At 35.3% G+C, this 19,395-nt stretch carries 16 protein-coding genes; 11 read left to right on the forward strand and 5 right to left on the reverse strand.

Annotated features, from left to right (window positions below):
• Nucleotides 1-8 precede the first annotated feature (8 nt).
• The gene (locus Q8S25_RS07435; RefSeq protein WP_305536346.1) at nt 9-848 is read left to right on the forward strand and encodes a S1 RNA-binding domain-containing protein; all 840 of its coding nucleotides are present in this window, start codon (nt 9-11) and stop codon (nt 846-848) included.
• A 55-nt stretch (nt 849-903) separates the two neighbouring features.
• On the forward strand, nt 904-2,088 hold the full coding sequence (locus Q8S25_RS07440) for an acetyl-CoA C-acyltransferase (RefSeq protein WP_305536348.1): 1,185 nt from the start codon (nt 904-906) through the stop codon (nt 2,086-2,088).
• Here Q8S25_RS07440 and Q8S25_RS07445 read toward each other — a convergent pair.
• Both Q8S25_RS07445 and ytxJ read right to left on the reverse strand, forming a co-directional pair.
• Nucleotides 2,085-2,723, reverse strand: a complete 639-nt coding sequence (locus tag Q8S25_RS07445) for an NAD(P)-dependent oxidoreductase (protein ID WP_305536350.1) — start codon at nt 2,721-2,723, stop codon at nt 2,085-2,087. The genes Q8S25_RS07440 and Q8S25_RS07445 overlap by 4 nt on opposite strands.
• Nucleotides 2,724-2,744: 21 nt before the next feature.
• Nucleotides 2,745-3,074 carry a bacillithiol system redox-active protein YtxJ gene (gene ytxJ / locus Q8S25_RS07450; protein WP_305536352.1) on the reverse strand — a complete coding sequence of 110 codons (330 nt, stop codon included), beginning with the start codon at nt 3,072-3,074 and terminating at the stop codon, nt 2,745-2,747.
• A gap of 278 nt (nt 3,075-3,352) precedes the next feature.
• Here ytxJ and murC point away from each other — a divergent pair, with 278 nt between their 5' ends.
• From murC to Q8S25_RS07470, 4 genes are read left to right on the forward strand one after another with little or no spacing between them, the layout of a single operon-like run.
• Nucleotides 3,353-4,720 carry a UDP-N-acetylmuramate--L-alanine ligase gene (gene murC / locus Q8S25_RS07455; protein ID WP_305536354.1) on the forward strand — a complete coding sequence of 456 codons (1,368 nt, stop codon included), beginning with the start codon at nt 3,353-3,355 and terminating at the stop codon, nt 4,718-4,720.
• Nucleotides 4,721-4,728: 8 nt separating this feature from the next.
• Nucleotides 4,729-5,496: a 3'-5' exonuclease gene (locus Q8S25_RS07460; protein WP_305536356.1), complete on the forward strand. Its 768-nt coding sequence runs from the start codon at nt 4,729-4,731 to the stop codon at nt 5,494-5,496.
• Between the two features lie 2 nt (nt 5,497-5,498).
• On the forward strand, nt 5,499-6,242 hold the full coding sequence (locus Q8S25_RS07465; protein ID WP_305536358.1) for a polyprenol monophosphomannose synthase: 744 nt from the start codon (nt 5,499-5,501) through the stop codon (nt 6,240-6,242).
• A gap of 8 nt (nt 6,243-6,250) precedes the next feature.
• The gene (locus Q8S25_RS07470; protein ID WP_305536361.1) at nt 6,251-7,132 is read left to right on the forward strand and encodes a DMT family transporter; all 882 of its coding nucleotides are present in this window, start codon (nt 6,251-6,253) and stop codon (nt 7,130-7,132) included.
• Here the strand turns inward: Q8S25_RS07470 and Q8S25_RS07475 are convergent.
• Nucleotides 7,119-9,569, reverse strand: a complete 2,451-nt coding sequence (locus tag Q8S25_RS07475) for a TonB-dependent receptor (protein ID WP_305536363.1) — start codon at nt 9,567-9,569, stop codon at nt 7,119-7,121. The two genes, Q8S25_RS07470 and Q8S25_RS07475, sit on opposite strands and share 14 nt — an antisense overlap.
• Before the next feature lie 88 nt (nt 9,570-9,657).
• Between Q8S25_RS07475 and Q8S25_RS07480 the strand changes: the two genes are divergently transcribed.
• Entirely contained in the window at nt 9,658-12,513 is a 2,856-nt protein-coding gene (locus Q8S25_RS07480; RefSeq protein ID WP_305536365.1) for a S9 family peptidase, read from the forward strand.
• Nucleotides 12,514-12,587: 74 nt separating this feature from the next.
• On the forward strand, nt 12,588-13,415 hold the full coding sequence (locus tag Q8S25_RS07485; protein ID WP_305536367.1) for a CHASE domain-containing protein: 828 nt from the start codon (nt 12,588-12,590) through the stop codon (nt 13,413-13,415).
• 50 nt (nt 13,416-13,465) lie between these two features.
• On the opposite strand, the gene Q8S25_RS07490 is transcribed toward Q8S25_RS07485, so the two are convergent.
• On the reverse strand, nt 13,466-15,883 hold the full coding sequence (locus Q8S25_RS07490) for a prolyl oligopeptidase family serine peptidase (protein WP_305536369.1): 2,418 nt from the start codon (nt 15,881-15,883) through the stop codon (nt 13,466-13,468).
• A gap of 11 nt (nt 15,884-15,894) precedes the next feature.
• Nucleotides 15,895-16,068 carry a hypothetical protein gene (locus Q8S25_RS07495; RefSeq protein WP_305536371.1) on the reverse strand — a complete coding sequence of 58 codons (174 nt, stop codon included), beginning with the start codon at nt 16,066-16,068 and terminating at the stop codon, nt 15,895-15,897.
• An 87-nt stretch (nt 16,069-16,155) separates the two neighbouring features.
• Here Q8S25_RS07495 and hisG point away from each other — a divergent pair, with 87 nt between their 5' ends.
• From hisG to hisC, 3 genes are read left to right on the forward strand one after another with little or no spacing between them, the layout of a single operon-like run.
• Nucleotides 16,156-17,031 (forward strand): ATP phosphoribosyltransferase, encoded by an 876-nt coding sequence (gene hisG, locus Q8S25_RS07500; RefSeq protein WP_305536373.1) that lies wholly within the window; start codon nt 16,156-16,158, stop codon nt 17,029-17,031.
• A 3-nt stretch (nt 17,032-17,034) separates the two neighbouring features.
• Nucleotides 17,035-18,312 (forward strand): histidinol dehydrogenase, encoded by a 1,278-nt coding sequence (gene hisD, locus Q8S25_RS07505; RefSeq protein WP_371131585.1) that lies wholly within the window; start codon nt 17,035-17,037, stop codon nt 18,310-18,312.
• A gap of 6 nt (nt 18,313-18,318) precedes the next feature.
• Nucleotides 18,319-19,380 carry a histidinol-phosphate transaminase gene (gene hisC / locus Q8S25_RS07510; RefSeq protein WP_305536375.1) on the forward strand — a complete coding sequence of 354 codons (1,062 nt, stop codon included), beginning with the start codon at nt 18,319-18,321 and terminating at the stop codon, nt 19,378-19,380.
• The last annotated feature ends 15 nt before the right edge of the window (nt 19,381-19,395 follow it).

Below are 19,395 nucleotides of genomic sequence, written 5' to 3' on the forward strand. Positions count from 1 at the left end.
CATCAATTATGGAAACAGTTAAGGTTGGTCAATTCAATACATTAAGGGTTAGTAGGAAAGTGGAATTTGGCTTCTATTTAGAAGACGGGGCAGAAGGAATTCTTTTACCCAAAAGATTTGCTCCCAACCACTTGAATATTGATGATGAAATTGAAGTTTTTGTTTACCATGATTCAGATAATCGACTCATTGCAACAACCCAAAAACCCAAAGCAGTAGTGGGAGAAATTGCAAAAATGAAAGTGGTATCTGTTACTAAGCAAGGTGCATTTTTAGATTGGGGGCTCATGAAAGATTTATTTGTTCCTGCTTCTAAGCAAGTTTCAGGTATGAGGCTAGGCGGCGAGTATTTAGTAATGCTATATATTGATGAAATGACTGGGCGAGTTGCTGCTACAGAAAAAGTGGAGAACCTGATGAGCAATGATGAGTTAACTGTAAAAGAAATGGAGCAGGTAGACTTATTGGTATATAGAACCTCTGAGTTGGGATATGTAATGATCATCAATAATAAACATATTGGAATTTTACATGGAAATGAAGTATTTCAGCAATTAGAAATTGGCGAAAAAGTGAAAGGGTTTATAAAAAAAATAAGACCCGATAATAAAATTGATTTGATTTTAGGTAAGCCCGGATATACCAAGGTAGAAGATGAGAGCGCTAAAATTTTAAGACTCTTAAATGAAAATAATGGATACCTGCCGTACAACGACAAGTCTGATCCCACCGATATCTATGCTTTTTTTGGAATGAGTAAAAAAGCTTTCAAAATGACTACTGGAAATTTATACAAGCAAAAAAAGATTCAATTTACCCAAACTGGGATTCAATTAATTGAGCAATAATTTAACTAACGCGTGTTAGTTAAATTATTAACTTTGCGCTTCAAAATCATTTACTATGTCTACTAAAGTTGTTTACATTGTTTCTGCTGTAAGAACGCCTATAGGAAGTTTCGGAGGAAGTTTGAAAGATTTTTCTGCTACTCAATTAGGGGCAGTTGCCATTAAAGGTGCAATCAATAAAGCAGGGATAGATGGGGCTTTAGTAAACGAAGTGTTGATGGGTTGCGTAATTCAAGCTAATACTGGTCAAGCTCCTGCCAGACAAGCTGCAAAATTTGCTGGTCTTCCAGACTCAGTAATTGCTACTACTGTAAATAAAGTGTGTGCAAGTGGAATGAAAGCCATTGCGCAAGGAGCGCAAGCCATCTTATTAGGTGATGCCGATATTATTGTTGCCGGCGGTATGGAGAGCATGAGTAATGTTCCTTATTACAGCCCGAATATGCGTTGGGGTAATAAGTATGGCAATGTTCAATTGGTAGATGGATTGTCAAAAGATGGGTTAACAGATGTGTATCATAATTATGCAATGGGAAACTCTGCAGAATTATGTGCCAAAGAGTGCAATATTTCTAGAGCAGACCAAGATGCTTTTGCCATTGAAAGTTATCAGAGAAGTCAATTAGCATGGAACAAAGGTTGGTTTAATGAAGAAATTGTTCCTGTTGAAATTCCTCAAAGAAAAGGGGATCCTATTTTATTTGCTAAAGACGAAGAACCGTTTAATGTTAAGTTCGATAAAATTCCTGAATTAAAACCTGCATTTATTAAAGATGGAACTGTAACTGCTGCAAATGCAAGTACCATGAACGATGGAGCTGCTGCAGTGGTATTAATGAGTAAAGAAAAAGCAGAAGAGTTAGGCATTAAGCCGTTGGCAATTATTAAGTCATATGCAGATGCGGAGCAAGCTCCCGAATGGTTTACCACTACGCCTTCATTGGCGATACCTAAAGCAGTTGCCAAAGCAGGATTATCTATGGGAGATATTGACTTTGTTGAATTAAACGAAGCATTTTCTGTTGTGGGTATTGCCAATACACAAAAATTGGGTTTAAACCCTGCAAAAGTAAATGCACATGGTGGGGCAGTTTCTATTGGGCATCCATTGGGTTGCAGTGGTGCCAGAATTATTGTTACATTAATTAATGTGTTGAAGCAGCAAGGAGGTAAAATAGGAGCGGCTGGTATTTGCAATGGAGGTGGAGGTGCTAGTGCAATGGTGATAGAACTGGCTTAGTAATTACTAATACCCACTCTTTGTTGAATATATTCTTGATTGGTTGCTGCTTTTAGCATGGCCATTGCAAGGTCTCCGGCATTTATTCTAAAATGGTTGGGGTCTGGTGCATAGTTAACACTGGTTATAAAAATGCCTGTTTCGTCTTTATCATGAATATCTGCCGGACAAAAAAAGGTCCAATCTAAATTGCTTTCTAACAAAAGTTCAAATGCTTTTAAGTGTTCCATTCCTACTGCAAGATATTCTTCGGGATAATCTTCGGCGTGTAATAATAAAGTGTTGTCTTCTGCATTTAATATGCCCATTCCTCCCAAAGCAATGATTCTTTTCTTTCCTTTTTTTTGCATCTGTTTGATGATCTGTTTTATTCCTAAACTTCTGGTTTTATCTGAACCATCTGAAGCGCCACCTAAAACAGAGATGATAACGTCTGCTTTGTCTATTGCTTTTGCAACATCTTTTTCATCAAAAAGGTACCCTTTTTGAGCGGTCAATTTTTCATTTATATTGTCTTGATCAATCAATGATTCCACATTTCTTCCAAAGGCAGTTACTTGATTCCCTTGGTTTAATGCCTGTTGAACAATTCTTTTACCCACCTGGCCTGTTGCTCCAAAAACAGTGATATGCATACAATACAATTTAAAAGCAAACTATGCTACTTGTTCCGCAATTTCATTCATGTTAATGCCTTGATGACTCTCGTCGTATATGCATTCTCCATTTTTGATAACTAAGATTTGTGGAGACTCATGATACACATTAAACCGTTCGGCTATTAAACCAGAAATTGTACGAAATTTAATAAGGTCAAGGTAATAAAAATCGATATTAGATGGGGGAGTTTCTCTTTCAAGTCTATTTAAAGCCATAGAACTGATACTGCAACGAGTACTATGTTTAAAAATAACCTGAGGAGCTTCAAATGATTTTTTGCTGATATTATCTAGTTGATCTAATTCTGTTAAAGGAATCCAATTCATGCAAATATTTTTTGCAAAATTAATTCATTTACAGCTTATCCCCTGAAATATCGTGGGTTGGTGGTAGGGCAACCTTTGCCTTTAACAGATGCGCAAGAACTCACAAGTACACTTGTAAAAACGGCAAGTAAAATGATGAAACTAATCTTTTTCATACGTTGGGCTTTGTGTTGGAAGCTGTATTTTGCAGTGAAACAAAGATATTGATTCAGGTTAATATGCAGCCTGTAAATACCATTGAGATTGTTAAAAATATCGATTTCTATAAATATAAACGTATGAAGGTTCATTTTATTTCAATAGGAGGGAGCGTAATGCATCAATTGGCTATTGCATTGAGTAAAAAAGGCTATCAAGTTACAGGAACGGATGATGAGATATTTGAACCTGCATGGGGTAATTTAGAAAATGCAGGGTTGTTGCCTGCACAAATTGGTTGGGATGAAACAAAGATTCAACCCGATTTGGATGCCGTTATTCTAGGCATGCATGCGCGAGCTGATAACCCAGAACTATTGAAAGCCAAAGCTTTAGGATTAAATATCTATTCATTTCCGGAATATATTTATAAAGTGTCTTTGCAAAAAAAGAGAGTAGTAGTAGGAGGTAGTCACGGTAAAACTACCACTACTAGTATGATCATGCATGTACTTAAAAAGCAAAAAATGGCTTTTGATTATTTGGTGGGAGCAAAGCTGTCTGGCTTTGAGCAGTCTGTAAATATTACCAATGCCCCAATTATAGTGTGCGAAGGAGACGAATACCCGGCGAGCGCAATTGAGAAAAAGCCAAAATTCCATTTTTTATATCCTCATATTGCAATATTAACGGGAATAGCATGGGATCATATTAATGTATTTCCCACTTTTGATTTCTATTTAGAACAATTTGTCATTTTTATCAATCGAATTGAGAAGGGTGGCCTTCTAATTTATAATGAGTCTGATAATGTTTTAGCAGACTTGGTTGCTAAAAATAAAAGAGCCGATATTCAATATCAACCTTATCAGGTTCCTCCTTTTAACATTGAAAATGGAATTACCACAATTCAAATAGCTGGTCAAACTGGAACTTTAAGTGTTTTCGGAAATCACAATTTAATGAACTGTTTGGCAGCCTATTATGCCTGTGCAGCTTTAGGTGTTAATGCCAAAGATTTTTTAGAGGCAATGAATGATTTTACTGGTGCTGCTAAAAGATTGGAGTTGCTAGAGGCGAATGATTCCATGTGTATTTATAGAGATTTTGCTCATGCTCCAAGTAAAGTAAAAGCCACTGTTCAAGCTGTTAAACAGCAGTTTCCTAAAAGAAAATTGTATGGAATACTTGAATTGCATACTTATAGTAGTTTGAATGTCAACTTTATGAATGAGTACAGGGGTGCATTAGATGATTTAGATGAGAGTGTGGTTTTTTATGCTAAACACGCATTAGAAATCAAGAAGATGCCTGAACTACCCGCACAAAAAGTAATTGAAGGATTTGCCAAACCCAGACTTATTGTAATGAATGAAAAGAATGACTTAGAAAAATGGTTATTAACCATACCCAACCATGACGCAAATATTCTGTTCATGAGTAGTGGTAATTATGATGGATTAAACATAAATTCGTTGGCTGAAGCAATCATACAAAATCATCCTTAAGGATCACAATGAAATTAAATTTAACCAGACCCATCGCTTTTATTGATCTTGAAACAACTGGTGTTAATATCAGTAACGACAGAATTGTTGAAATAGCTATTGTTAAAATTTTGCCAGATGGCACAAGTCAAGTGAAGCGTAAATTAATCAACCCATTAATACCTATTCCTTCAGGGGCTTCTGATGTTCATGGAATAACAGATGATATGGTTAAAGACGCACCTAGTTTTAAACAGGTTGCTAATGAAATAAAACAATTCATGGACAATTGTGATATGGGTGGCTATAATAGCAATCGATTTGATGTGCCTATGTTAATTGAGGAATTTTTAAGAGCAGGTGTCTCCTTTTCAGTTGATGGTAGAAAGTTGGTAGATGTGCAAAAAGTGTTTCATATGATGGAACAAAGAACCCTTGGGGCAGCATATAAATTTTATTGTAATAAAGTATTAGACGGTGCACATAGCGCCGAAGTAGATGCAACGGCTACCTGGGAGGTTTTAGAAGCACAAATTGAAAGGTATCCTCAAATTGGTGATACAGTAGAAAGCATTGTAAAGTTTACTGGCGAAGATGATATAGTAGACTTTGCAAGAAGATTTGTGAAAGAAAATGGTATTGAGGTTTTTAATTTTGGGAAACATAAAGGGAAGCCAGTTACACAAGTATTAAAAGAAGAGCCACAATACTATGATTGGATGATGAAGGGTGATTTTGCAATGAATACCAAACAAAAACTAACTGAAATTTTAAACAGAACATTACTGAAGAAATAGCATTGGAAAAAATTGTAATCATACCAACTTTTAATGAGAAGGATAATATTGCTTCCATTATTCAAGCAGTTTTTTCCTTGAATCAAGGCTACCATATATTAGTGATAGACGATGGTTCACCTGATGGCACTGCTGAAATTGTAAAACAACTCATTCAATCATACCCCAATTATTTATTTCTAGAAGAACGAAAAGGAAAGCTTGGACTTGGCACTGCGTATATACATGGCTTTAAGTGGTGTTTAAATAGATCTTATCAATATATTTTTGAAATGGATGCAGATTTTTCTCATGATCCTAAAGATTTAGAAAGGTTGTATTTTTCTTGTAAAAATGATGGGGCACAAGTAGCAGTTGGAAGTAGGTATGTAAAAGGAGGGCAAACAGAAAATTGGCCGTTAGACAGGCAATTGTATTCTAGAGGAGGGGCGCTTTATACAAAAATGCTTACTTGGATGCCTGTGCAAGATCCTACTGCGGGCTTTGTTTGTTATAAAAGAGAAGTATTAGAAGCCATCAATTTTGATATGATTTCTTTTGTTGGATATGCTTTTCAAATTGAAATGAAATTTGCTGCTTGGAAACTTGGTTTTATCATCAAAGAAGTGCCCATCATATTTAAAGACCGAAAAATTGGGGTCAGCAAAATGAATAAAGGCATCATTAAAGAAGGTGTTTTAGGGGTTATTAGTATTCAGTGGCAGAGTATGTTTAAAAATTATCGCAAAAGGGTTAAAGCTACCTAAATTGTATTGTGAAACAAGCACTCATTAAATTACATATCTCCGTTTTCTTAGCAGGCTTTACTGGCATATTAGGGGTGTTGATTAGTTTGAATGAAATGAGTTTGGTTTGGTATAGAATTATGATTACCGTTGTTAGTTTATCTGTATTATTCAAGATAACTGGCAAGTCTGCTCAACTTCCAAAGACTACAGTAATACGATTTTTATTAATTGGTTGTTTAATTGCATTGCATTGGGTGGCTTTTTATGGAAGTATTAAGTTGTCGAATGTGTCTATTGGATTGGTTTGTTTTTCTGCAACCGGATTATTCACTGCTTTATTAGAACCATTATTGGTTACTAAAAAAATTCAATGGGCCGAAGTGGGGTTGGGGTTAATTAGTTTGCTGGGCATTTATTTAATTTTTCATTTTGATCAGCAATACCAAACGGGAATTATTGTAGGAATTCTTTCTGCATTTTTAGCTGCTTTGTTTTCAGTGCTTAACAAAAAACAAGTGAATAAAGCGGAGCCCTTGGTTATTATGCTATACGAATTAACAGGAGGCTTATTGGTACTTACCCTTTTGATGCCCCTTTATGGCTATTTTTTTCCTGAAATGAGTTTAATTCCAACTTTATCAGACTGGGGATGGTTATTGGTTTTAAGTTGGCTTTGCACCATTGTAGCAATGCAACTAATGTTAGACTCTCTAAAAAAAGTATCTGCTTTTACCCAAAACCTAAGTTTAAATTTAGAGCCGGTATATGCCATCATTATGGCATTCATTTTATTTGATGAAAACAAACACCTCTCTAATAGCTTTTATTATGGGGTAACATTAATCATTTTATCTGTGGTATTACAAATGATTAGACTTATTTATAATAAAAAAATTAAAACTCAATAATGAATCCAATTGTTGGGGTAACATTTCTATCATTATTTCTAAGTAAAAAGGGTTCTGCATTACTTCCGTTCGATTGAATAGGTTGCCCATTGGTTGTTATGAATCCTGTATTGTCTGCATTCCTTTGAAAAGTATATACGTCTTGAGCAGGACTACTTGCTAAATACCAATTAGTAATATCTACAAATAAGTCTAAAGTAAATCTTTTGTAATACCATTTTTTATCTATTCTGATATCACTACTATTAAAAGCATTTAAGCGTTGTGTATTAATATTATTATAATCAAGTGTTCCTGTCCCTAATGCTAAATAGTTTTGTCTACTTGCATTTAAATCATAAGGGGTAAATGGTACTCCGCCTTGGTAACGGAACTTAAGCCCAATTTCCCAGTTTCTTTTCATTTTATAACCTATCACTGCGCTCAATAAATGTCTATTATCCCATGAACTTGGGGCATAAGTATTATTTGCATTGGTGTATTTACTAACAAACCAAGTATAACTTAAGACACCGTAAAAACGTTGAGTCAATTTTTGCTGTGCAAAGAACTCAAATCCATAAGCTTTACCTCTGCCAGTTGTACTTACTGCTTCATTTCCTAATACATTAAAGTCTGCCCCTTGGTTGGATAAGCTAATGCCATTTCTAACGCTGATGGGTACATTATTGTATTGTTTGTAAAAGCCTTCAAAAGTAAATCGGGTAGCAGATGAAGGTAAATATTCAAACCCTGCAACATAGTGGGTACTCCTTGTGTAATCGGTGTTTTTATTAATCAATTCATTGTTGTTGTTTCTATATCCCAGTGCAGTATAAGGAAGCATTTTAAAGTAGGTTCCTATAGAAGCGTTGAAAGTAAGTTTATCTGTTATAACGTAACTGGCAGCAATTCTGGGTGATAATGTTTTAAATGGGTTCATACCGCTTTGTGTAAACGTATTCTGATCGAATCTTATACCTGCACTTAGCCCTAATTTATTTTCTAAAAAACGTTTCCCTATTTGTGTAAACGCACCCATCCTTGCAAATTGTATTTTACTATTGAAGTTGTACACCACTGCGGGTTGAACAATATTATTGTTGTTGTCTACAATGGCATTGCTGATTAGTTGATTGGTATTATTGCTAAAAGAAACCAATTGAGCCACAAAGCCATAGCTTAATTTGAAACCATTGATGTTTTGGTTAACATCAAATCGCAGCTTGTTTTCTACTTCAGATGAATTTAATGCAATTGTTCTAATGCCTCTAATTGGGCCAAGGTTATTCTCGTATTTTTCCAATTGGTTATTGAAAGCGTTTCTGCTAATAGCTAAATTCCAATAGCCATTGATTAATTGACGTCTAATGGAAGCCCCAACGGTATAATTCCATTGTTGAATGGATGGATTGCTATTTAATACATATAACTTTTCAGGGGTAGCTTCTTTAGGCGCAGCAAAATTAAATTCATCAATGGCACCTACTCCTAATAATGTTAGGGTAGTTTTTTTATTTAACTGATGCGTAATTTTATATTGAAAATCCCAATAATTGGGCCTGATGGGTAAGTCAATTGCTTTGAAAAGTAATTGTAAGTAACTTCTTCTAGCCGATGCCAAGAAAGTGGTTTTGCCTGATTTGCCTATTGGCCCATCAAAAGTAGTTGCTAGCTCAGTCCCACTCAATCTAATATTACCCTGTACTCGGTTATTGTTACCTCGCTTTTGTTTAAACTCAAATACCGAGGAAAGCGTATTGTCAAATCTTGCGTCGAAAGCAGAGGACGACAATTTTACTTCTTCAATAAAACTCACGTTTAATATTCCAGTTGGGCCTCCTGCACTTCCTTGAGTGGCAAAATGGTTTATTACTGGTATCTCTATTCCATCTAAATAAAATACATTTTCATTGGGTGCGCCCCCTCTAATAATGATATCGTTTCTGAATCCAGCAGTACTAGAAGAACCTCCCACACCTGGCAATGCTTGTATTACCCTTGATATATCAAAATTGCCTCCTGGATTGGCTTTTATTTCTTCGCTGGTTAATCTTTGTACACTTAGTGGTGTTTCTAAAGTAGCGGCTTTAGCAGACTTATTTCTATTGGTGCTGTTAACAGTTACTGCGGCTAGCTCTTGAACCGTTGATTCTAGTTCAATCACCATAGTATTTTCGTTTCCGCTCGCAATGGTTACATTGAATTTTGATTGAGTTGAGTATCCTAAGGCGCTGAAAATGAATGTATAGTAGCCAGATTTGATTCGATTAAACTGAAATTTCCCTGCACTATCTGTTACAACTGATTGGTCTACTTGTACCAACTTAACTACAGCCCCTTGAATGGGTTTTTGTAGTTGTTTATCTAAAATAATACCAGAAAATACACCTGTATTTTGTGCTTTTGTCTGCAAAAAAGAAAACGATACAATTAGTAAAAAAAGTAAATACCTCATAGTTCATCCATTTATCAAATACCTATCATCAACAATAGGTTTTGACTATTGTTTAATTATCTTCGGAATACCCAAAATTATTATGAACATGAGAATCACCACATTTATTGTTTTGTTATTTCTTAGTATAGCTAGCTATGCCCAAAAAAAACCATTGGACCATAGTGTATATGACGGTTGGCAAAATATTGCAGAACGTTTAATTAGCGATGATGGAAACTATGTTGCTTTTACGGTTACCCCACAAGAAGGAGATGGTCATTTGTACATCAAGAAGAAAGATGGAATTAATGTGGCAGAGATTGCTAGAGGATACAATGCCAATATAACCGACAATAGTCGTTTTTTAATTTGTAGAATTAAACCCTTTTTTAAAGACACCAGAGATGCCAAAATTAAAAAGAAGCGTCCTGAAGAAATGCCAAAAGATTCTTTAGCAGTGGTAGATTTACTATCAGGAAAAATTACCAAAATTGCTCAGGTAAAGAGTTTTAAAATTGCAGATGAACAAGCGCAATTTTTGGCCTATCATCTAGAGAAAAAACCGGCCATTCCTGCGCCAAAGACTGGTCAAACAGATAGTACTACTAAGCCCGCAGCGCCCGTTGCTCCCCCCACACCAAGAGCTGCTGCAGATCCTTTTGAAGAGGGAACAAATTTGATAGTTCATAATTTACTAACAGGAGATACACTTGTATACAATCTAGTTAGTGAGTATTTTTTCAATAAAAAAGGAAATATTTTATTAATTGAAACCACTAAAAAAACAGGAGATGCCAAAATTAAACCACAGGTAATTAAAATTGATTTAGTCAATAAAAAATCGGCGGTTGTATTTACTGGATTTAATGATGCAAAGGGATATAGAATGGATGAGTCTGGGTCTCAATTGGCTTTTATAGCAGAGAGAGATAGCAGTGCTAAATCGTTACAGAAATTTTACAAACTATTTTATCATAAAAACGGAGCTGACAGTGCTGTATTATTAGTTCAAAAAAATACAAGTGGAATGCCCGCTAATTTTACTTTAAGTGAGAATGCACAAGCAATTAGCTTTAGTAAATCGGGAAGTCGTTTGTTTTTTGGCACTGCTCCAATTTTGCCAATAAAAGATACAATAACGCCTGACTTTGAAAGAGTAAGTGTAGATGTTTGGCATTATAAGGATGATTATTTACAACCCTTACAATTGCGTAATCTTCAGCAAGAATTAAATAGGGCTTATTTGGCTAGATTCGATTTTAATAATGGTTCAGTAGTACAAATTGGTAGCCCTACTTTTAGAAATATTATACAAACCAATGAAGGAGATGGAGCTGTCTTTTATGGCGTTGCCGACGAGGGTAAAAGAATTGCTTCTCAGTGGCAAGGTGCATCATTTTCTGATTTGTTTGCTATCAACTCATTAACGGGACAAAAGCAATTAATCTTGCAAAATTTTAAAGGGAATACTTATCCTTCTTCTACAGGAAAATATTTGGTCGTTTATGATGAGATAAAAAAGAAGTATAGTGCTTACAATAGCGAATCTCAAAAAATGATCTCCATAGCTGCTGATATTAAAGTGCCATTGTTTGATGTTGAGAATGATGTTCCAGATGATCCCAATGCTTATGGTTTAGTTGGATGGTTAGAAAATGATGAGACTTTATTACTTTACGATCAGTATGATATTTGGCAAATTGATCCATTAGGAACCAAACCCTCTATCAATATTACTGGTGGTTTAGGCAGAAAAAACAATCTTGTTTTAAGGAATATTACTTTAGATAGAGAGGCAAGATTTATTAAAAAGAATCAGACTTTACTTTTAAACGTACTCAATAAAAAAAATAAGGGTAGTGGATTGAAGTCTCATATAATGGGAACATTATTTGAAATAAATACTTCTAATGCAACTTTGCCTTTAAGAATCTCTGCTGTGGCTAAAGCTAAAGATGCAGCTGTAATTAGTTTTGGTACCGAGACTTTTCAACGTTCTACTAATATTTCTGTGATTGATTGGAAAACCAATTCTATTTTACAAGATGTGCAAAACGCACAATCATTGCATCAGCCCAATCCTCAACAAAATCAATACAATTGGGGTACAGCTGAATTGTTTACTTGGAAAGCGTATACTGGTAAAACAGCTGAAGGCATTGTTTACAAACCAGAAAACTTTGATCCAAATAAAAAGTATCCAATGATTGCTTATTTCTATGAAAGAAGCAGTGATGGGTTATACGGATACAGTGCTCCTGCGCCTACGCCATCTAGATTAAATATTCCTTTTTTTGTAAGTAGGGGGTATATTGTTTTTGTTCCAGATATCTGGTATAAAACGGGTTATCCTGGCCAAAGTGCTTATGATTACATTGTAAGCGGAACAAGGGCATTGGTTGCAAAAGGATATGTAGATAGTACCAAATTAGGATTGCAGGGCCAAAGTTGGGGAGGATATCAAATTGCGCATTTAATCACCCGCACCAATTTATATGCGGCTGCTTGGGCTGGTGCGCCGGTTGCAAATATGACCAGTGCTTATGGTGGAATCCGTTGGGGTACTGGTTTGAACAGACAGTTTCAATACGAAAAAACGCAAAGTAGAATTGGAGCAACCTTATGGGAGAAGCCTAATTTGTATATAGAAAACTCGCCGTTGTTTCATTTCCCTAAAGTTAAAACACCTGTTGTGATTATGCACAATGATGCAGATGGAGCAGTTCCATGGTATCAGGGTATTGAAATGTTTACGGCCCTTCGCAGATTAGGGAAACCTGTTTGGATGTTGAATTACAATAACGAAGACCATAATTTAGTAGAGCGAAGAAATAGAAAAGATATTCAAATTCGTGAACAGCAATTTTTTGATTATTTATTAAAGGGAGATAAGCCTGCTAAGTGGATTGCTGAAGGCGTTCCTGCAGTTCTTAAGGGAAGAGATTGGGGGTTAGGTTATTAATAATTGCAGTTATTTAATTTTTTTTGCATAACTTTTTGCTGAACTAATTAGATGTAAAACCTGCATTATCATACATGTTAACTTTCTTAAAACAGAAATATGCTGCTATTTGGGTATTTGTAATTTTTATTGCAATTACTCAAATAGCTTCTTTTCAAATTTATAAAATTGAAAAGAAGCGGGAATTTAACATGGTGCAGAATGAGTCTACTCATGTTAAACAAAGAATAGAATCTGCATTGAGTCAAAGTAATAATGCTACAAGCTTACTGGCCGTTCTAATTGAGCATGATTTGTTGAAAGACCATTTTGAAGAAGTGGCTAAAGAGCTACTAATTCATAACCAGTACTTAGATGCCATACAGTTGGTTCAAGACATGGTAATTATCAATACTTATCCTTTAAAAGGGAATGAACAAACCATAGGCTACGATTTAAGAACTGATAATGAACATGTTCGTGAAATCATGTTGTCATCTAGTTTAAATAGCCTTCATTTTGAGGGGCCTTTTAATTTAAAACAAGGTGGTGTAGGTTTTGTTGGTAGATACCCAATTATTCAGCATGATTCTTTATGGGGGTACTCTGCTGTGGTTATTAAAAAGCAAAGTTTTATTCGTTTGCTTGGACTAGATAGTACTGGTATAAATGAAACCTACTTTTATCAGGTGAAAAAGCAACAAGAAGGAAAAAAGTATATTCCCTTATTTAGTAATAACAGAACTGATTTCTCAACAGGTATTTCGCACGAACAATATATGCCTATTGGAGATTGGATCATACAAGTTAAGTTGCGAAAGCCAGTTTACTTATCTAGAACTATTGTGTTTTCAATAGGAGGGATTGTTGTTTCGTTGGTTTTTAGCTTGCTTATACAATGTAAAAGACTGAGATTAGATTAAGTTAAAATGGGTCCTGAATTCAGGACCCATTTTGCTTCAACTTTAAAGTATTATTTTGAATTCTTAACGTACTTTTCCAACCATTGGAATTGCTCCCACAATGTATGTAAAACATTTTCTTTGCCCCTGTATCCGTGTGCTTCATAGGGCAAGTATATAAACCTCACAGTTCCTCCATTTCCTTTGATAGCAGCAAATAAGCGTTCGCTGTTAATTGGATAAGTACCTGTATTATCGTCGGCTTCTCCATGTATTAATAAAATAGGTGTTTTAATTTTATCTGCATAGCTAAAAGGGCTCATATTGTGATACAATTCTGGTGCTTGCCAATAAGTTCTGTCTTCATTTTGAAACCCAAATGGAGTAAGGGTTCTGTTGTAAGCACCACTTCTAGCAATACCAGCCTTGAACCAATTGGTATGTGCCAATAAATTGGCAGTCATGAATGCGCCATAACTATGCCCTCCTACAGCAATTCTGTTTTTATCTGCGATGCCCAATCCTGATAAATATTCTATAGCAGAAGCTGCATTCAATTTTAATTGTTCAATAAAGTTGTCATTCGGCTTCTTGTCTTTTCCTGCAGCAACAATAGGCATTTCTGCATTGTCTAAAACTGCATAACCTTGTGTTGCATAGTAAATAGGTGACCCCCAACTTAATGTAGTAAACCTGTCCTTACTACCTCTTATTTGAGCCGCATCTGCAGCAGAGTTGAATTCTCTGGGATAAGCCCAAATAATTAATGGAAGAGGACCTTTGTCTTTGCTGTATCCACTAGGTAAATAAAGATCACCTGTTAAGTCTACACCGTCTGCTCTTTTATATTTTATTTTTTCTTTACTAATGCTTTCTAATGCAGGATAAGGATTGGTAAAGTTGGTAATTGCTTTGTCTGCAATTCTTAATTGTAGATTTTTGATAAAATAATTGGGTACTTGTTTTTGAGACTCTTTTCTACTTAATAAAGTCAAATTATTTGCATCTAGTACTTCTACTATATATTCAAAAGCGCCAACATTTGATCTCCAGATAATTTCATTTTGTTTGGTTGTTAAATCAAACTTTGCTAAAAATGGTAAATCACCATTTGGAGAAGATCCAGTAGTATTATTCATTAGTAGTTTGGTCCCATTTTCAATAGTTGTAATTACATTGCGACCATATTTGTTTTTACTAGTAACTGGAGAGCCAGGGTTTCCATAAGCATCTGTTTGGTTTCGCTCTAAGAGTAGTTCTAAGCTTCCTTTACTTGAATTAAATAAGTTTACTCTTATCAACTGTTTGCTTCTAGATATTTCATTCACTAATGCAATATTTTCGTTTCCCCAAGTAGTACCTCCATATCTTAACTTAGTTTTAAATAGCAGGGTGGCATTACCTGAAAATGGCGCACTTAAAGCATATACAGCGTCTCTAAATTCTACTTGTTTTTTAATTAATCCACTGTCTAAAGGTTCTGCCCAAGTAATGGTTGCTGCTTCATCATCTCTCCAGTCAAAACTTCTAGGAACATTTTGTGTATTGTCGTAACCTGAAGGGGTGCCTTCTGTTGAAGGTAATTCGGCTAAAACCTTTACAGGTTTACCTGATAGGTCGGTTACAATCATTTTAGAAGGGAAACCATTTGCTGTTACTAAATAGGAGAATGGTTGCTGTAGTTGTTTTTGTAACAAATATTTTTTATCTGGCGATAAGCTAAAATTACTCAAAATACAAGGCTTGCCAGATAGGGTTTCTACTCCATTTTTGTTCATTACTAACTGTGATGTTGCATAGAACTGAAACAATTGTTCGTCGTATGGACTTTTTATTAAGTCTTGATAAGTAGGGCTTGGGGCTGCTTTCCCAAGGTTTTGCTGAATGGTAGGCCCTTTAGGAGTAATGGGTCTTTTGGGTGCATTTGCAGCATTTGCAGTTGCTGATTTGTATAGAATAGTGTTGTCGTCAACCCAGGTATAGGGGCTGCCTAAAACTGAATTAAGTGCCTTTTTGCTCACTAAGCTGGCTTTTTTTGTTGCAATATCAATAATGTATAACTCTACCTTATTGTTGCTGGTATGTGTAAAAGCAATTTTATTTTCTGAAGGACTCCAACTAACAGCTCCAGCTAAAAGGTTTGCAGGTAATCCTGCAATTGAATATATTTTATCTTCTTTTAGATTTTTAAGCTGAAAGTTGTTGATAAAAGTTTGTCTGCTTGGCGAAAAGTTATTGGGGTTTAATCTTAATCCAGCAACCCTTATTTCTGGTTGTCCTAATTCTTCCACAGTTGGGTAAGAGTTTCTTTCTGAAAGCAACATCCATACTGCTTTTCCATCAATACTAACAGATGGTGTTGGCTTAGCAAGCAATAAATCTTCAATAACTTTAGGTGGATTTTGGTAACTGGCGGCATCTTGGCCAATGGCCATTGTGGCACTAACAATTACAGTTAATACGGTAAAGAAATGTTTAATCATTTTCATTTTAGCATTATTTAATTGGGCAATTCAATGATGCTCAAATTACCAATAAATAGTCTAGTAAATACAGGGATATGTTGAACTTGAAAAAATATTTGTAGATATTGAAATAGGGGCTTAGTTTTGCAATCTAATGTTACAGAATCTACATATACATCACCATCATATGCATCCCAAAGGGTAGGCATCGGTGTATTTGTACTAATATATTGAATTCTAGCTTACCAGACGGTAGGCTTTTTTTTTGCTTTAATGTTAAGAATAAATAATGGATCATGAAAAATAACAATGTGAACAACAAATTGAGATTAGCTATTCAAAAAAGTGGAAGATTACACGACGATTCTATGCGTTTGTTGAAGGAATGTGGTATTGATATCAGTAACGGAGTAAACAAGTTGAAAGCAGACGCAACTAATTTTCCAATAGAAGTGTTTTTCTTGAGAGACGATGATATTCCTCAATACGTAGAAGATGGAGTAGCCGATATTGGATTTGTAGGAGAGAATGTGGTATTTGAAAAAAACAAAAAAGTAGAAATTGAAGAAAAGCTGGGTTTTGGTAAATGTAGGCTCAGTATGGCAGTTCAAAGAAATGAATTGTATGAAAATGCACAGTTTTTGCAGAACAAAAAAATTGCTACTAGTTACCCAGTGATTGTGTCCAATTTTTTGAAAACCAAAGGAATTGATGCTGAAATTCACGAAATCAGTGGTAGCGTTGAAATTGCTCCAGGAATTGGCTTGGCAGATGCAATTTGTGATTTAGTTAGTAGTGGGTCTACTTTGTTTATGAATGGATTAAAAGAAGTGGAAGTTATTTTTGAGTCGCAAGCAGTATTAATCAAAAACAACTCATTGAATGAAGTGCAACAGCAATTATTGCAAAGACTCATTTTTAGAATTCAGTCGGTTAAGAAAGCAAAGAATAATAAGTACATACTTCTAAATGCCCCCAATAATAAATTGGATGAAATTATTGGATTATTGCCAGGAATGAAAAGTCCTACTGTTTTACCCTTAGCAACAGAAGGTTGGAGCAGTGTACACAGTGTTTTAAATGAAAATGATTTTTGGAATATTATTGAGCAATTGAAAGCAGCAGGTGCCGAAGGCATTTTAGTAGTTCCAATTGAAAAAATGATTATTTAAGTTATGATGAATATTCTTGAATTTCCTGAAAGAGCAAACTGGGCTTCTATTATTAAAAGACCAGTTGCAGATTATATTTCCCTGAATGAAAAAGTTTCTACTGTTTTAAATGGGGTTAAATTGGGTGGAGATAAAGCTGTTAAGCAATACACCAAGGAGTTTGATGGGGTAAACCTAGACCATTTACTAGTAACCGACGCTGAAATGCAAGAAGCCCAAACCTTGCTTAGTGTTGAATTAAAAATAGCAATTGAAACTGCGGCGTCTAATATTCGTAAGTTTCACTTAACGCAAATTAATAAAGAACGCCCTGTAGAAACAATGCCAGGTATAACCTGCTGGCGTAAATGGGTTGGGATAGATAAAGTAGGCTTGTATATACCTGGTGGTTCTGCTCCTTTGTTTTCAACTATTTTAATGTTGGGTATTCCAGCTGAAATAGCCCGTTGTAAACAAGTAATTCTTTGCTCGCCTCCAGATAAAACCGGGAAATTGCACCCTGCAATCATTTATGCAGCCAATTTGGTTGGGATAAAGCAATTGTATAAAATTGGGGGTGTTCAGGCAATTGCTGCAATGGCATATGGAACAGAAACTGTTCCTGCTGTGTACAAAATTTTCGGTCCAGGTAATCAATATGTAACAGCAGCCAAACAAATGGTTCAGCAGCACGGTGTAGCCATTGATATGCCTGCAGGACCTAGTGAAGTTTGCGTATTGTCCGATGAAACAGCTGTGCCTGAATTTGTTGCTGCAGATTTATTAAGTCAAGCAGAACATGGCCCAGACAGTCAAGTATTATTGGTTAGTACTTCTAAACAATTAATAGATAAAGTAAATTTAGCCTTAACAAGTCAACTATCATTATTGCCACGGAAAGAATTGGCATCAAAAGCGCTTCAAAATAGTCGGGCTGTATTGATGAACAGTTTGTCTGATGCAGTTGATCTAGTGAATGAATATGCAGCAGAGCACTTAATTATTGCTTGCAATAATGCCAATGAAATTGCCGATCAAATTTCTAATGCAGGCTCTGTATTTATTGGTAATTATTCTCCGGAAGCAGTAGGAGATTATGCTAGCGGAACCAATCATACATTGCCTACTAATGCTTATGCCAGAATGTATAGTGGAGTAAGTGTAGATAGCTTTATCAAAAAAATTACATTTCAGCAATTGACCAAAGAAGGATTAACCGCAATAGCAAATACAGTTGAAACTATGGCAGAAGCAGAAGGGTTAAAAGCCCATGCTGAAGCAGTAAGAGTTAGATTAAAATAAAATTCTATGTTGTTTAATTTAAATAACCTTGTTCGTCCCAATATTGCCCAATTAACACCTTACTCATCTGCAAGAGATGAGTTTAGTGGGGAGGCAAAAGTATTTTTAGATGCCAATGAAAATAGTTTAGGCTCACCTTTATCTAAATGGTATAATCGTTACCCAGACCCTCACCAGGTTGCAATAAAAAATAAGCTAGCAGTTGTAAAAGGGATTGCAGCGGAACATATTTTCTTGGGTAATGGAAGTGATGAATGCATAGACCTGTTATACAGAAGCTTTTGTGTTCCATCTAAAGACAATGTGATTATTTGTCCTCCCACCTATGGCATGTATGAGGTAAGTGCGCATATTAATGATATTGAGCTAAAAAAAATCCCTTTATTGCCCAATTTTCAACTGAACTTAATTGAAATAGAGCAGGCCATTGATGTCAATACTAAGTTGATTTGGATTTGTTCACCTAATAATCCAACTGGAAATTCAATTAATCGTTTAGACATAGAAACCATCCTAAATAATTTTAATGGGATTGTTGTTATAGATGAAGCCTATATAAATTTTTCTAAGCAAAAATCATTTGTACAAGAGCTTACCGAATATCCCAATTTGGTTGTACTGCAAACATTCAGTAAAGCTTGGGGTTTGGCAGGATTGAGGCTGGGTATGGCTTTTGCTTCAACTGCTATTATTGAAGTACTTAATAGAGTTAAGCCTCCATATAATATTAATCAATCTACACAAGAGTTGGTTTTAAAGGCATTAGAAGAAGTTGGCCAAGTAAATGATATGATTCGTTTATTGGTAGATATGCGCGATGCATTAGCAGAAGTGTTTACTACAATGCCTACCGTGCAAACTGTATATCCTTCAGACGCCAATTTTTTATTGATTAAAATAAACGATGCCAGAAAAGTGTATGAATTTTTATTAACTAAAGGAATTGTATTAAGAGACAGAAGCAATGTGCAACTATGCAATGATTGCTTAAGAATTACAGTAGGTTCAGAACAAGATAATACCAGCTTAGTAGAAGCAATGCAAGATTGGTATCAATTGAATGCATAAATTCATGTTTTAATA

Origin of the sequence: Sediminibacterium sp. (assembly GCF_030695065.1) — a bacterium.
In the GTDB taxonomy this organism is placed as follows: domain Bacteria; phylum Bacteroidota; class Bacteroidia; order Chitinophagales; family Chitinophagaceae; genus Sediminibacterium.